This is a genomic window from Agromyces allii (assembly GCF_009749385.1).
Taxonomy (GTDB): Bacteria; Actinomycetota; Actinomycetes; order Actinomycetales; family Microbacteriaceae; genus Agromyces; species Agromyces allii.
This window is the reverse complement of record NZ_WBIN01000002.1, coordinates 435,120-448,890: the sequence shown is the minus strand read 5'-3', so window position 1 is coordinate 448,890 and position 13,771 is coordinate 435,120. Positions and strand designations below refer to the sequence as shown.

Below are 13,771 nucleotides of genomic sequence, written 5' to 3'. Positions count from 1 at the left end.
GCCTGGGTGGGCATTGGCGGTACCAGCGCAGTGATCAGCTATGTGGACTGGAAGTCCTCGGGTACGCAGGTCTCATAGTGCGAAGACGCATTATCGTCGCCGTCGTCCTCCTCGCGGTCCTCACCGGGTGCTCCCCGCAGGCCACGATCGGGGGCGGCGGCGCCGTGCCCCAACTCGATGACCCCGGATGGCAGGACAACTTCGCCGCCCTGCGCGAAGCCGCAACCACGGATCTTGAACTCCAGATCCTGGAAGACGGCCAGATCACGGACGAAGAACGTGTCGCTCAGGAGGACGCATTCGTGTCCTGCACGGCGGCCGCTGGCTTTACGGTCACCGAGTTCACCAGCGAGGGCGGGTACACGATCGACGGGCCGTTCTCTGATGATGGTCCTCCGGCGCTCACAGCATGCGAAGGACCGTTCAATCGCATTTCCGGGACATATTGGCAGGTGAAACGCAATCCAGCGGGGGAGGACGAGATTCAACTCATGCTTGCGTGCCTCATCCGCGCCGGCGTCATTGATCACGACTTCACTGCGGCGGACTACATGGCGGGTCTCGGTGAATCCCCACTCTCAATCTCATCGCCCGAGTTCAGCAGGTGCAACGCCGAGCCAACGACGGCGTTCAAGCAATGAGCAAGGCTGGATGGCCCGTCCTTAGCGTCCTCGTCATCGGGGCGGCAGCTCTTGGTGCTTGTATCGCTTTCCTCGTCCTTCCGGTCCCCAAGCCAGCAGCGGTTGGCTCGCCAGCAATGCTCGGCACGATTGAGGTCGTGAACCGTGGTTTCACGGACGAGCGGCCAGTCACGCTTCATGCGTTCCCGGCGGAACCGACCATCCTCACCTCGCCAGCGTCGGGACGGATCACAGCCACCACCTGCCGAAAAGATTCGACCATCACCTCTGGCTCAGCACCGTTCTCGGTGAACGGGCGTGCGATTGTGGCTCTCAAGACCGCCGTACCCCTGTGGAGGGAGCTCGCTGTTGGCGATTCCGGATCTGACGTGCGGGCGCTGCAGGAAGAACTCCAGAGGCTTGGGTTCTCCGTCGCTGCCGACGGAACGCTCGGAAACACCGGTATCGGTGCGGTCAACACGCTGCGCGGTGCACCAGAGGACGACACATCCTCGCTCCTTGCTGCCGACGTGCTTTGGATCCCAGACGTGACGAACCAAGTATTGGAGTGCTCCGGAGAACTCGGGCGTTTCGTTGCTGCGGGGGATCCGCTCGCAACCCTTCGGTCGGGCGACGGATCAGCAGCCGTCGTGGATTCGCCTTCGAACCTCATTCCTGGTCCCCGTGCTCTTCGAATCGGAGAGGTGTCGGCCCCAGTGAGTGACGACGGTCGCGTGACAGACGAAAAGCTCTTAAGGGCAATCTCGGAGGCTGCAGGCGCGGTCGATCCCGACGCGAGCGGTGCACGCGCAGTCGTGGCTGCGTCACTTCTTCTCGAGCCGGTGACGGTCGGGGTGGTGCCAGCTAGTGCGCTCGTAGCTATCGAAGGTGATCGCGCTTGCGTCGTCGGGCCAGATGGACCAGCGCAGGTCCGGCTCGTGTCCTCGCAACTCGGTGAGACATATGTCTTGCCCTCTTTACATGGCGAACTCCCCGCTCGAGTTGAGATTCAGCCGGACCAGACCACCACATGCGGTTGACACTCAACGAGGTCACCCATGAATTCTCGCCTGGCCGTGCGCTCTTTCGACCGGTGACTGGCACCTTCGTGGCGGGCGAGACCGTGGCCCTCATGGGTCCGTCCGGCGCCGGGAAGTCAACACTGCTGGCGATTATGGGCGGCCTTGTGGTGCCTTCCGGTGGGTCGGTTGCCCGCGACGGCGAAGGCAGGGCATGTTGGGTCACTCAGAACCCGCACGGAGTCTCCGCACGGCTTGCTCGCGACCACGTCGTGCTTCCGCTTCTCGCGCGGGGATCGAGCCGGCGCGAGGCCGAGGTGCGTTCCGATCGCATCCTGGATGAGTTCGGGCTTTCCGATATCGGCGATCAGCCATTCAGTACGCTTTCAGGAGGACAGGCGCAGCGTCTTATGCTCGCCCGCGGCGTAGCCGCCAACCCTGCCCTTCTGCTCGTCGATGAACCGACGGCGCAACTTGACCAAGAGACTGCTGCCGAAGTCGAGCACTCTCTACAGCGTCTCGCCGACCGCGGAATACTCGTCTTCGTCGCCACGCATAGCGCGAGCACACAGGCAGCATGCCAACGCGGAGTGCACTTGGAGCGGGTGTCGTCGAATGTCTGAACCGGGAATGCGCGTACGTGAGATCGCAACGGAGGCCTGGCGGAACGTCTGGACAGGAGCGAGTCGGACGGCACTCCTCGGAGGCATGCTCGCCGTCTTCGCGGTGAGTTTGGTGATCGCTGACGGGATTGCCATTCGAGCATCACTTGATGATGCATACGCGTATCGACAATCTGGCGCGTCCACCAAGACCATCACCGCGGTCGGCGCGATCGACTCGCGCGAATGTGGCGCTATCGCAGTTGCTGAGGGAGTTCGCGGGGCCGGCGCAATCCGAAAGGCGAGTGATCCTCTTCGGCCCCTCGCCCTGCCCGCTGGGTCCATACCGGTGTACGAGGTCACATCGTCGTTCGCCGCTTTGGTCGCCGCCCCGACCGAAGCAACTGGAATCTACTTGGCGGCATCCGTCGCCCAGCGTCTCGGGGTAGGTGTCGGCGATGAGATCCCGCTGACAGTTGGATCGGCGCACATCGCCGGAATCTACAACTGGCCGGACGATGGGCGACGCTCAGACCTCGGATACGCTGCCTTGCTGCCGGTAACGGCCGATGGTGTATTCGACGAGTGTTGGGCGGAAGCATGGCCAGAACCGCCGGCCCTCCCAACTGCGCTCCGAGCGACTGTGATGCCAGAACGGGTCGACTCGTCGAACTCCCCGGAGGGAGGCGCGGTCAACAAGACCTTCGGAACGCAGTTTCGCGGTGAGGAGCGATACGAGGCACGGGTTACAAGCTTCGCGCCGTACTTTGCGGTTCTGGTTTCTGCGCTTCTCACCGCCTTCGCCATTTGGCTGCGTCGGCTTGAACTCGCCGCGGCACTCCATGTCGGTGTCAGGAGAGTAGATCTCCTCGCGACGATCCTGATCGAGATTGCGATGCTACTCGTGGTTCCGATCACGCTAGGCTCTGCGGCCGCGGCAGGCTTTGCCCGCGCCGATCCGGACGAATTCACTCCGCTCCTACTCATTGGCCTTCGCCCGCTCGTCGGGATCATTGTTGGCACGACCGTAGGAGCTACCGTCGCCACACTGTCCATCCACGAAAGGAATCTGCTGCGCTACTTCGCCCGACGTTGAGCGGGTGTCAGCGAAGGCCGGTCACGCGGGACCATAGGTGGAAGCAATCATGGCCGAAGGGTGACTTGGGTTCAGATGCTGTGTTCGGGGACCGGGACTTGAACCGTCAACGTTTATCCAACGTTTATTCGATCCGAGCCCTGTCGAGCTGCGTCGAGGCTTCGCGAGTAGTGTGGAACTCGTAATTTCAGGATCGGCGAGAAATCCCCGGTCAGGTCGAGATCAGTCGAGCAGCCACCGAGATTCGAAATCCGATGGAGTAGCCCCTGGCGAGTCCATCGGTCACGGGTTCAAGTCCCGTCCGCCCTACTTCGTGGATTCACGATCTGATCAGGGATTTGCCGACCCCTCCCATTGCGTCAGATTGCTGGCGTCGTTCTGCTGTTCGTGCTGGACTTCGAGCTGATCAGGTGTTTCTCGGCCGAGTGTGTCCAGAATGCCGATGTTTCGAGCTCAAATCTCGATGGCGTTGGAAACACCTGCTGATCAGGGTGTTTACCGACTCGCGTGGCTCGCGAGTGCCGCGATTCCGTTTATTCGGCGCAAATGAGGCTCCGTGGACGGGGTGCTCGTGCATTCTGGGTTCATCTCGGAGTATCTCGGCTGAGCTGGACATGGTGGCCAGTTCCCGCGAGCTGGCGGTCTGTTCCAAGCGCAACTTGTCGGTGTTGGTCGTTCCATACTTAGCTTCTTTGCTGATGAAGCGCTGCCCGAATTGGCAGCATTCACTTACCCGCCCGCATAGGGATCGGCATGCGGTGCTCAAGGTCTGAACTGGTCGAGCGCGGTGCTGAAGGCGTCGGCGTCGGCGCGGGTCTCGTCAGTAATGAGTAGGGCGTGCGGTCCGATGACTCTGGTGAACGATCCGCGGCATGGGATCGTCACGATTTTCGTGAGACCGTGTCGCCATGCGGTGATGAGCGCGTCAAGGGAGCGGCGCTCGGGTTGCTCCTCTGCCGAGGTGGGAAGACCGGCCGTCCGTCTGCGGAACTGTGAGGCCACAGGGGAACACGCTCAGAATCGCATCATCTTCAAGCAACTCCTGCAGTCGGGTGCGATCGGTTTCATGCAGATCGACGCCGCCCGGGTCGGGGGAGTGAACGAGAACATCGCCAATCTTCTCCTCGCCGCGAAGTTCGGCGTTCCGGTCTGCCCGCACGCCGGCGGCGTCGGCCTCTGCGAGTTGGTGCAGCATCTCTCGATGTTCGACTTCGTCGCAGTTTCGGGATCACGCGAGGGACGCGTGATCGAATATGTCGACCATCTCCATGAACACTTCGCCGTACCCGTCGTGATTGAGGACGGGTCCTACCAGGCGCCACTCGCGCCCGGTTCAGGAGCGGAGATGCTCGCCGCATCGATCGCTGCGTACACGTGGACGGGGAGCCCCGAGCCGATGGCGGCCGCCTGACATCGATACGGATGGCGTTGAGCGAGTTTGCTCATTCCACTCGGGCGTGAGGGTCTGAATTCCTTCGCAGTGAAACGTACTCATTCACCTCGCCGAATCTCGATGCGGCCGTGGAACCGGCGCAACATGCGGGTGGACTATGGGCGTGCGGTCGTTCCATGGTCCATTGGCGGATCGTGGAGACCACCGCGGTGGCGTCGAGTGAGGCCATGAGTGCAGGTCAGCTTTCTGTCGAGTCCGTACCGCCGTTGTGGGAGGGGCCGGGTTCACTGGCCATGCGTGGAAACCCGCGCTCGCACGGTAGTGACTATGCTCGGAACTGAGTATGATCAGATTCTTCTCCCGGAAGGAGCCCCGGATGGCGGTTTCTCCTCCTGCTGCGACGACTCCGGTGGGGCGACGAGAGCGGAACAAGCAGGCCAAGCTCGAGCGGATCATCGCTGCCGCGAGCGGACTGTTCGCCGAGTACGGTGTCGACGAGGTCACCACGCAGCAGATCGCCGACGAGGCCGACATCGGAGCCGGCACGCTGTTCCTGTATGCCAAGACCAAGGGCGAGTTGCTGCTCATGGTCCAGAACGCGCACTATGCCGAAGCGCTCGGGGAGGGGCGGGTCGCGGCGGATGCCGAGGCCGATACCCTCGACGCGCTGATGGCCATCGTCAGGCCGATCGTGTCGTGCAATCGTGCACACGTCGAGAACGGCCGCACGTACCTGCGCGAGATGCTCTTCGGCGACCCTACCGAACCTCATCATGCGGAGGCGCTCACCATCGTCGGTGAGACCGAGACGGCAATGGCCGGCGTCCTTCGGCGCGACACGACGTTCAGCCCGGCGGACGCGGCCACGCTGGCCAGGATGGTGTCCTCCGCGATGTTCCTGACGATGGCCGCGACCGTCAACGTCTCCCTTGCCGAGTCGGCGGTCGTCACCGACATCCGCGATCAGGTCCGTCTCCTCCTGCGTTGACCGCTCGGAGCCCTTCGATCGTCTCGGCGAGGGATGACGCGTGCTCTCGGCCCCGCGCTACCAGGTGTTGATGTGGACGACGTCGTCGAGCGGGCCGCGCGGCGCTGGTCTGAAGTCCACGCCCATGGAGTACGCGACGGGCAGGAGGACGCCCTGGTGCACGGTCGAGGGGATGCCGAGCGCTTCGGCCACCTCGCGTTCGTACCGCAGGTGGAGGGTGGTCCAGGCCGAGCCGAGACCACGCGCGCGCAGGGCGAGGGCGAGGTTCCATGCTGCGGGAAGGACCGATCCCCAGAGCCCTGCCTGGTTGCCGGTCGGGAGTTCGGTCTCGCCGGTGTCGATGGCGCCGATGATGAGGACCGGTACCTGCGCCAGGATGTCGGCGAGGTAGTCCGAGCTCGAGATGATCTTCGCGCGCTCCGCGGAGGGGGCCGAGGGTTGTTGAGACGCGTAGGCGCGGTACGAGGCCGCGTAGTGCTCGGCGACGATCCTGCGCCGTTCGGGATCGGTGATCACGATCCAGTGCCACTTCTGACGGTTTCCGCCTGAGGGTGCCTGAAGTGCGACGCCGAGGGCCTCCTTCACGAGTTCGATGGGCACCGGGCGTTCGAGGTCGAGACGCTTGCGCACGGCACGGGTGGTAGTCAGTAGCTCATCGGGGTTCAGGGGGAGGAGTTCGGTCATAACGTGCCCTCTCGTCGAGTCGGCGTCGGTAGCGGCCGAGTGTCATTCTCCTGCCGTGGTTGATGCGGAGAGGTGGCCACGTAACGGAGAGACCTCGGACTACCCAATGCGCAGCATTTCTCGCTGAGGTCGTGTGCGCTCGCTGTGCACCGAGCGGAGGCGGCTCGAATGATCCGTCGACTGCCATCCGATCGCGGTGCCATCTCGGCGATGGCGGGCTACCCGACGACGATGACGGTCTTTCCGCGGGAGCCTCCTTCTGCAAGTGATTGCAGGGCCCGCCCCGTCTGCGTGAACGGAAACGTCCTGTCGACGATCGGACGGATCGCCCCGGCATCCACGAGTCCGGCGATCTGACGGAGCTGATCGCCGCTCGCCTCCATGAGAAGGAAGTCGTAGCTCACGCCGAGCTCTTTCGCTCGCGCGCGGATCTTTCGGCTGAGTGCAGCGATCGCGAGCCTCAGGGCCGGGTTCAAGCCCGCCTGCTTCGCGAAGGCCGGTGTCGGCGGCCCGGAGATCCCGATCGCCATCCCGCCGCGCTTCAGCACTCGGAGCGACCGCTCCAGATTCTGGCCGCCGAGGCTGTCGAGCACGAGGTCGTACCCGGAAAGCTCCTCTTCGAAGTCTTGGGATCGGTAGTCGATCACGACGTCTGCGCCGAGGTCGCGCACGAAGGCCGCGTTCGAGGCGGATGCGGTCGTCGCGACGTGGGCACCGAGGTGCTTGGCGAGTTGGATCGCGATGGTCCCGACGCCGCCGGCACCTGCGTGGATGAGGACTCTCTGTCCGGGCTGTACGTTGCCCCTGACGACGAGCGCCTGCCATGCCGTCAGTGCTACGAGTGGGAGCGACGCGGCCTCGATGGCGCTGATCGTGGTCGGCTGGAAAGCGACGTCGTCTTCGTGGACGGCGATGCGCTCGGCGAACGTGCCGATCCGGTGATCACGCGGACGCGCGTACACCTGGTCACCCGGCTTGAAGTCGCCGACGCTTGAGCCCACCTGAATCACGGTGCCGGCGAGGTCGTGCCCGAGCGTGAGCGGAAGGGAGTAGGGGAGGATCTGCTTGAACTCGCCGGTTCGGATCTTCTCATCCAGTTGGTTGACCCCCGCCGCCAGGACCTTCACGAGGACGTCGTGCTCGCCAACGATGGGTTCTGCGATGTCCGCCACGTGGAGGTCCTGCTTGTACTTCTCGAAGATGAACGCTCTCATACGGTGGACTCCCTAACGCGACTGGAATGCAACCCGCTCTCGCGAGGGGTATTGGTCGAGCAAGAATGACGCTGCTCAATTATGAGTGTACTCATAAAAGCCTGGCGTGGCCCGGCGTCGTCCTGCTGGCGTCGGCCCTCATTGCGCTGCCCCTCGGGTTCGTGGCAGGTCCGGGCATGGAGCGAGCGTCGAGTTCGGAGCGAGCGGAGGGATACTCGACGAGCAGTCGGGGGTTCATGGCGTATGCAGAAGTCGATCCACGGTCTGGTCGTGTGATCACGCTCCCTGGTGAGCCATTGCTCGAGGATGATGAGCGACCGGCGCGGCGCCGGCTACTCGACGAGCTTGCCGGCCACCGAGACCTCCTCGCGCATGAGGGCCGCGATCTCGGAGGGGATGGGCGGGATGGACTCGCGGGTGACTCCGGCGGACGGCGACCAGACGAGGTTCACCTGCAGCGCGGCATCCGTCTCGGGGAAGTCGCTGCGGTTGTGGCAGCCGCGGGTCTCGCGGCGCTCGAGTGCGGCCTCGAGGGTGGCACGGGCGGCGAGCGCGGCGGACTTGAGGTCGAAGGCGTGCGCCAGGTCCTGGTAGCCGGCGATGTCGGGGTGCACACCGACATCCGCCATGCGCGCCTCGATCGCGTCGAGCTCGGCGAGGCCGGCCAGCAGGCCCTGCTCGTCGCGGACCACGCCGGCGTGCTCGGTCATGGTGTTGCGGATGGCGCGCTGCAGGGCTCGCACGTTCTCGGTGCCGTCGCCGGCGAGCAGCGTGGCGATCTCGTCTCGCGCGGTCTGGACTGCGGCCGCCGACCGCTGCTGCGCCGGAAGCGCGCGCGAGTAGTCGATCGCGGCCTGGCCGACGATGCGTCCGAACACGAGCAGCTCGATGAGCGAGTTCCCGCCGAGGCGGTTCGCGCCGTGCAGGCCCGACGAGGCCTCGCCGATCGCGTACAGGCCGGGCACGTCGGTGCCGTGGTCCTCGGGGCGCACCCACACGCCGCCCATCGAGTAGTGCGCGGTCGGCGCGATCTCGATCGGCTCCTTCGTGATGTCGAGCATCTGGAGCTCGAGCATGGTCTGGTACACACGGGGGAGGCGCTGCATGATCGTCTCGCGGGGCAGGTGCGAGACATCCAGCCAGACGCCGCCGTTGGGCGTTCCGCGCCCCTCCTTGATCTCGGTGTAGCAGGCGAGGGCGACCCGGTCGCGGGTCGAGAGCTCGAGCCGCTCGGGGTCGTACCGGTGCATGAAACGCTCGCCGAGGCCGTTGGTGAGGATGCCGCCCTCGCCGCGGGCCGCCTCGGAGATGAGCGTGCCGGCCGCGTTCTCGGGCTCGATGATGCCCGAGGGGTGGAACTGCACGAGTTCGGGGTCGCGCACCCGACCACCCGCCTCGACGGCCAGGCGCCACGAGTCGCCGGTGTTCTCGTCGCGTCGCGACGACGTGCGGCGCCAGATGCGGTTGTGGCCGCCCGCGGCGAGGATGACCGCGTCGGCGTGGATGAGGTAGCGCGTGCCGTCCTCGACGTCGAAGCCGTAGGCGCCGAACACCGCGCCCTCGTCGTTCACGAGGATGCGCGTGACGTAGACCGTGTCGAGGATCGGCACGTCGAGCTGCGCGGCGCGGTTGATGAGCGTGCGCTGGATCTCGAGGCCCGTGTAGTCGCCCGCGAACGCCGTGCGCCGATACGTGTGCGCGCCGAAGAAACGCTGCGAGATGCGGCCGTCGTCCTCACGGGCGAACGGCATGCCGTAGCGCTCGAGGTCGTCGATGCCGCGGGCGGCACCCGAGGTCACGATCTCGACCGTGTGCGGGTTGGCGAGCAGGTAGCTCTCCTTCAGCGTGTCGGCGGCGTGCTGCTGCCAACTGTCGTCGGCGTCCATCGTGGCGAGGGCGGCGTTGATGCCGCCGGCCGCGAGCGAGGTGTGCGCGTCGGACTTGGGCCGCTTGCCGAGAGCGAGCACGTCGACGCCCGCCTCCGCGAGCTCGATGGCGGCGCGCAGGCCCGATCCGCCGGTGCCGATGACGAGCACGGTCGTGGAGATCTGGCGTTCTGGGGTGTTCGAGGGGGTCGGGGAGGTCATGCGTGCAACGCTAGGCACCGGCATCCGATTACTCCAATGCATCTAACTCATGAGAACGATGCGCGTACGCTATAGATGTGAACCTCGAACAACTGCGCAGCTTCGTCGAGGTGGCCCGGTTCGGCAACTTCACCCGAGCCGCCGAGGAGCTGTACCTCGCCCAGCCCTCGCTCAGTCGCCAGATCGCCGCGCTCGAGCACGATCTCGGTGCCGAGCTGTTCCACCGCGCGCGCGGGCGCAGCACCCTCACGGTCGCGGGGGAGTCGCTGCTGCCGCTCGCGCGCCGCATGCTCAGCGACGCCGAGTCCGTCAGGCGGGAGCTCGCCGAACTCGCGGGCCTCGAGCGCGGTCGGGTGCGGCTCGGGGCCACGCCCACCCTCTGCATCAGCCTCGTCGCCGAGGTGTTGAGCGTGTTCCACGCCGAGCATCCGGCGATCGAACTGCACCTCTCGGAGCACGGGTCGCGACGGCTGCTCGACGAACTCGCGAGCGGCGAACTCGACCTCGCGCTCATCACGACGTCGGATGCCTCGACCACCGAGCGCTTCACGGTGACGCCGCTGCTCGTCGAGGAGCTCGTGGTGATCTCCTCGGCCACCGCGCCGCCCGTCGCCGCCGGCGACACCGTCTCGCTCGACGAGGTGGCGGTGTTGCCGCAGGTCGTCTTCAGCTCGAGCTACGACCTGCGCAGCACGACGGACGCGGCGTTCCGTGCATCGGGGCTCACTCCCGAGGTCGTGCTCGAGGGTGCGGAGATGGACGCCGTGCTGCGCTTCGTCGAGCGCGGCCTCGGCGTCGCGATCGTGCCCGCGATGGTGCTGATCGACCGGCCCGGACTGCGGTCGGTGCGGCTCGAGGTGCCGAGGAACGACGCGTCGGAGGTCACCGGGTCCGCGCTCTCGCGCACGATCAGCGTCGCCCGACCCGCGGATGTCGCGCCGACCGCGGCCGTCGAGGTGATGCGCCGCACGATCACCGCGAGCGCCACCACGTTCGCCGCCCGCGCGGGTGCCACGATGCGACTCGCGCGACCTGCGGAGTGAGCGGCGGCCCCGCAGAAGGGCTTGGTGACGTCAGCCGTTCTTGCTGAGGAGCGCGACGAGCGCTTCAGCGAGTTCTCGGTCGATGTTCGCGGGCACGGGTCCGGCCCCTGTCCACCCGGCATCCTTTCGGGCGATCGCTGCGAGGCTGCGGGCTTGCAGTGACAGCCCGAGATCCATGGCCTGGATCGGATTGCCGCCGGCCGCGGTGAGATTGATCATCCGAGTGCTGTGGAGCGTGATGATCTCCCGGCTGTCCGCCAGTCGATGCAGGACTCGGGCGTCGGGGTCGCCTCCCGCGGGAGACAGGTTGATCGTGTGCCGGGTCTCGCGCAGCAGCGCCTCGGAGTCAAGCTCGAGGCCCTCGTGTCCGACTCCGGCGATGATGACGCCGTCGGCCAGGAACGGCAACTGCGCAGCACCGATGACGTTGCGCGCCCCGGTCGCGAGGAACAGCAGTTCGGTGGTCGGGAGCACCGTCTCGAGGGTGCCGACCGTGTGGCCCCGCATGATCGCCTCGAGCGCCCGGAACGGGTCGGTGTCCACGACGCTCACGGTCGCGCCCAGACCGCGGAGCGTGTCGGCCACTCCCTTGCCGCATGGTCCGTAGCCGACCACGGTGGCGCGGGCTCCCGGCACCATCGAGTTCGTCGCGTTCATGAATCCCTGGACGATGCTCTGCCCGACGCCGTGCTCGTTCTCGACGATGAGTTTCCGTCGGCTGTCGTTGATCACGATCACGGGGAAGTCCGGCGCCGTGGGAAGGGAACGGATGGCGATTCCACCCGTCGTCGTCTCTTCCGTGGCGCCGAGGAAGGCCTCGGATCTGGGTGCACCTCTGGTGAGCCTGGCGATCAGCTCGCCGCCGTTGTCCATGATGAGGTCGGGAGTGGCCGCGAGGAGTTCGTCGAGATTCCGGTCGTGGGTGTCGGCATCATCGGCGCGATCGCCGATCACGGTCACACCCAGTTCCTGCAGAGCCCGGGCGGTCTCGGGAACGGTCGTGCCGACGTTGCCGGTGAGCGTGACGCGTGCGCCCTGGTCGAGCAGCCAACGGCAGAGCACCGCTGTCTTCGGTTCGATGTGGATGCAGATGCCCACATGCAGACCGTCGAAGACGGGGGAGTCGCGCCGGATGCTGTCGGCCAGCAGGGGCATGGAACGGGTGGCCCAGTCGATCGCCGGGTGGCCGGTCGGAGCAAGGGTGGGAGGGCGCATCGGAGACCTTTCAGAGCTGATGCCGGCGTGTGCCGACCCCGTGATCGCCGCCGAGCGCTGACGTCGGCGACGATGCGGACACCTCCATCGTCGGTGGTGGCCACCGGTTCGACCAAACACCCCGTGCACGGACGCGACGCGGTCACGAACCAGGTCTCCGGCCCTTCCTGTCGTCGATGAGTGAACTCTGCGCGAGAACGCGAGCGAAGAGCGGCACCGACCGCGCGAGCCGCGTCGCGGGATATCACACGGCCATGCCATGGACAATCCGGTGACGGGGGATCGGCTGCTGCGTAGCCTCGGAGCATGCCAGTGAAGCAGAGCAGTGCGAGCACGTCATCCGCGACCCGTAACAAGCGCCGCCCGGCCCGCGGGGCCGGTCTCACCGACGAGCAGAACGCCGAGAGCGGATTCAGCGCGTCGAAGGGCCTGAGCGAGAATCTGCAGAAGGTGCTCGTCGACCTGATCGAACTCGCCTCCCAGGGCAAGCAGGCGCATTGGAACGTCGTCGGAACGAATTTCCGCGACACCCACCGCCAACTCGACGAGATCATCGATTCCGCACGTGAGTTCAGCGATACCGTCGCCGAGCGGATGCGTGCGCTCCACGCGCTTCCCGACGGGCGCAGCGACACGGTTGCCGAGACCACGACGCTTCCCGAGTTCCCGTCTGGCGAACTCGACACCACGGCGGTCGTCGATCTGGTCACCGAACGCCTCGAGGCGACCGTCTCGACCTGTCGCGACGTGCACGACGCGGTCGACGAGGAGGACCCCACCAGCGCGGACATCCTGCATGCGATCCTCGAGAAGCTCGAGCAGTACGCGTGGATGGTCAGTGCGGAGAACCGCGTCGCCCGAACGGCGTGAACGAGTCCGCCCCCGCGCGGCCTCAGAGAGGGATCACGATGACGGAGCACAGTGAAGAATCCGAGACGGTGCGGGACACCCCGGTGATGGAGCAGAACGACCGGACGATCGACGAGGCGCTCGACGGCATCGTCGTGCAGACGCGGGCCGACCTCACGCAAAGTCCTGGCCTGCAGGCGCGCGAACTGCTTCGCCAGCGCCTGGAGGATGCCGGGATCAGCGTCGGCGAAGACCGCCTCGAAGAGCTTGTCCGCCGCGCAGCATCGGCGGCCGACTCGCCCAACGCCGGTCCGCCTCGCGTCGAATCGGCGACATCGATCGAAGGAGGGGCACATGCCCGACACCGAGAAGACCCCCGCTGAACGAATCATCGAACTCGCCCGCGGCATCCCCTACGGATGGCTGACGACCATCAACGGCGAAGGTCGACTCGTCTCGCGGCCCATGGCGCCTCGCGAGGTGACGGATGCCGGTGAGCTCTGGTACTTCGCCGAGCGCGACTCGCGCGACGTCAGCGAGATCACCGCGAACCGGACCGTGGGGGTGACCCTGAACTCCGGATCGACGTTCGTCTCGTTCGCCGGCACCGCCGAGATCGTCGACGATCACGCGAAGAAGGACGAGCTGTGGGACGCGGCGGTCGAGGCCTGGTTGCCCGACGGCCCCCAGAGTCCGAACGCCGTCCTTATCCGCGTCACCGCGGAATCCGGCGAGTTCTGGGACACCCCGGGCGGGCGCATCGCGACCCTGATCAGCTTCGTGAAGGCGAAGATCACCGGCGAGCGCTACGACGGCGGCGAGAACGAGACCGTCAGCCTCTGACCACGTCGATCGAGGCTGCGTGATGTCGAGCGAGACGCCCGCGACCCCGAGCGCCCCGGACGCCCGCACGGACGCGCACGGAAGTTCGGATGGGCGACGGATGCCGAGGTCGGGTCGG

13 protein-coding genes and 1 pseudogene are annotated in these 13,771 nt (G+C 66.1%); 10 read left to right on the top strand and 4 right to left on the bottom strand.

What is annotated here, in order from left to right:
- Positions 1 to 164 precede the first annotated feature (164 nt).
- From GQR16_RS04600 to GQR16_RS04575, 6 genes and pseudogenes are all read left to right on the top strand, one after another.
- A complete protein-coding gene (locus GQR16_RS04600) occupies positions 165 to 641 on the top strand; it encodes a hypothetical protein (protein ID WP_157413962.1) in 477 nt (158 codons plus the stop codon).
- 116 nt (positions 642 to 757) lie between these two features.
- Complete coding sequence (locus tag GQR16_RS04595) at positions 758 to 1,660, top strand: peptidoglycan-binding domain-containing protein (RefSeq protein WP_157413961.1); 903 nt, start codon at positions 758 to 760, stop codon at positions 1,658 to 1,660.
- Positions 1,651 to 2,262, top strand: coding sequence for an ATP-binding cassette domain-containing protein (locus tag GQR16_RS04590; protein WP_157413960.1), 612 nt, complete (start codon positions 1,651 to 1,653; stop codon positions 2,260 to 2,262). Before GQR16_RS04595 ends, GQR16_RS04590 begins: the two co-directional genes overlap by 10 nt.
- An 85-nt stretch (positions 2,263 to 2,347) precedes the next feature.
- The gene (locus GQR16_RS04585; RefSeq protein WP_157413959.1) at positions 2,348 to 3,337 is read left to right on the top strand and encodes a hypothetical protein; all 990 of its coding nucleotides are present in this window, start codon (positions 2,348 to 2,350) and stop codon (positions 3,335 to 3,337) included.
- A gap of 997 nt (positions 3,338 to 4,334) precedes the next feature.
- Positions 4,335 to 4,748, top strand: a pseudogene (locus GQR16_RS04580) (enolase C-terminal domain-like protein); the annotation flags it as partial.
- Between the two features lie 358 nt (positions 4,749 to 5,106).
- Positions 5,107 to 5,718, top strand: a complete 612-nt coding sequence (locus GQR16_RS04575) for a TetR/AcrR family transcriptional regulator (RefSeq protein ID WP_157413958.1) — start codon at positions 5,107 to 5,109, stop codon at positions 5,716 to 5,718.
- 57 nt (positions 5,719 to 5,775) lie between these two features.
- Here GQR16_RS04575 and GQR16_RS04570 read toward each other — a convergent pair whose 3' ends face one another.
- The 3 genes from GQR16_RS04570 to GQR16_RS04560 form a co-directional block, all read right to left on the bottom strand.
- Positions 5,776 to 6,402, bottom strand: coding sequence for a nitroreductase family protein (locus GQR16_RS04570; RefSeq protein WP_157413957.1), 627 nt, complete (start codon positions 6,400 to 6,402; stop codon positions 5,776 to 5,778).
- A gap of 218 nt (positions 6,403 to 6,620) precedes the next feature.
- Entirely contained in the window at positions 6,621 to 7,616 is a 996-nt protein-coding gene (locus GQR16_RS04565; protein ID WP_157413956.1) for an NADP-dependent oxidoreductase, read from the bottom strand.
- A gap of 332 nt (positions 7,617 to 7,948) precedes the next feature.
- Positions 7,949 to 9,703: an L-aspartate oxidase gene (locus GQR16_RS04560; protein ID WP_157413955.1), complete on the bottom strand. Its 1,755-nt coding sequence runs from the start codon at positions 9,701 to 9,703 to the stop codon at positions 7,949 to 7,951.
- A gap of 77 nt (positions 9,704 to 9,780) precedes the next feature.
- Between GQR16_RS04560 and GQR16_RS04555 the strand changes: the two genes are divergently transcribed.
- Positions 9,781 to 10,746 (top strand): LysR family transcriptional regulator, encoded by a 966-nt coding sequence (locus GQR16_RS04555; protein WP_157413954.1) that lies wholly within the window; start codon positions 9,781 to 9,783, stop codon positions 10,744 to 10,746.
- Positions 10,747 to 10,776: 30 nt separating this feature from the next.
- On the opposite strand, the gene GQR16_RS04550 is transcribed toward GQR16_RS04555, so the two are convergent.
- Positions 10,777 to 11,961: an adenosylhomocysteinase gene (locus tag GQR16_RS04550; RefSeq protein ID WP_157413953.1), complete on the bottom strand. Its 1,185-nt coding sequence runs from the start codon at positions 11,959 to 11,961 to the stop codon at positions 10,777 to 10,779.
- Between the two features lie 306 nt (positions 11,962 to 12,267).
- Here GQR16_RS04550 and GQR16_RS04545 point away from each other — a divergent pair, with 306 nt between their 5' ends.
- Genes GQR16_RS04545 through GQR16_RS04535 form a run of 3 tightly spaced genes read left to right on the top strand, consistent with a single transcriptional unit; the run spans position 12,268 to position 13,653 of the window.
- Positions 12,268 to 12,831, top strand: coding sequence for a Dps family protein (locus tag GQR16_RS04545; protein WP_157413952.1), 564 nt, complete (start codon positions 12,268 to 12,270; stop codon positions 12,829 to 12,831).
- Between the two features lie 38 nt (positions 12,832 to 12,869).
- The gene (locus GQR16_RS04540; protein ID WP_157413951.1) at positions 12,870 to 13,193 is read left to right on the top strand and encodes a hypothetical protein; all 324 of its coding nucleotides are present in this window, start codon (positions 12,870 to 12,872) and stop codon (positions 13,191 to 13,193) included.
- Entirely contained in the window at positions 13,165 to 13,653 is a 489-nt protein-coding gene (locus tag GQR16_RS04535) for a pyridoxamine 5'-phosphate oxidase family protein (protein WP_157413950.1), read from the top strand. Before GQR16_RS04540 ends, GQR16_RS04535 begins: the two co-directional genes overlap by 29 nt.
- Positions 13,654 to 13,771: the final 118 nt, after the last annotated feature.

Bases quoted from the DNA above. Each gene is read 5' to 3' on its own strand.
- GQR16_RS04595 (WP_157413961.1), top strand. From the start codon at position 758: ATGCTCGGCACGATTGAGGTCGTGAACCGTGGTTTCACGGACGAGCGG.
- GQR16_RS04590 (WP_157413960.1), top strand. From the start codon at position 1,651: ATGCGGTTGACACTCAACGAGGTCACCCATGAATTCTCGCCTGGCCGT.
- GQR16_RS04585 (WP_157413959.1), top strand. From the start codon at position 2,348: ATGCTCGCCGTCTTCGCGGTGAGTTTGGTGATCGCTGACGGGATTGCC.
- GQR16_RS04575 (WP_157413958.1), top strand. From the start codon at position 5,107: ATGGCGGTTTCTCCTCCTGCTGCGACGACTCCGGTGGGGCGACGAGAG.
- GQR16_RS04570 (WP_157413957.1), bottom strand. From the start codon at position 6,402: ATGACCGAACTCCTCCCCCTGAACCCCGATGAGCTACTGACTACCACC.
- GQR16_RS04565 (WP_157413956.1), bottom strand. From the start codon at position 7,616: ATGAGAGCGTTCATCTTCGAGAAGTACAAGCAGGACCTCCACGTGGCG.
- GQR16_RS04560 (WP_157413955.1), bottom strand. From the start codon at position 9,703: ATGACCTCCCCGACCCCCTCGAACACCCCAGAACGCCAGATCTCCACG.
- GQR16_RS04550 (WP_157413953.1), bottom strand. From the start codon at position 11,961: ATGCGCCCTCCCACCCTTGCTCCGACCGGCCACCCGGCGATCGACTGG.
- GQR16_RS04545 (WP_157413952.1), top strand. From the start codon at position 12,268: ATGCCAGTGAAGCAGAGCAGTGCGAGCACGTCATCCGCGACCCGTAAC.
- GQR16_RS04540 (WP_157413951.1), top strand. From the start codon at position 12,870: ATGACGGAGCACAGTGAAGAATCCGAGACGGTGCGGGACACCCCGGTG.
- GQR16_RS04535 (WP_157413950.1), top strand. From the start codon at position 13,165: ATGCCCGACACCGAGAAGACCCCCGCTGAACGAATCATCGAACTCGCC.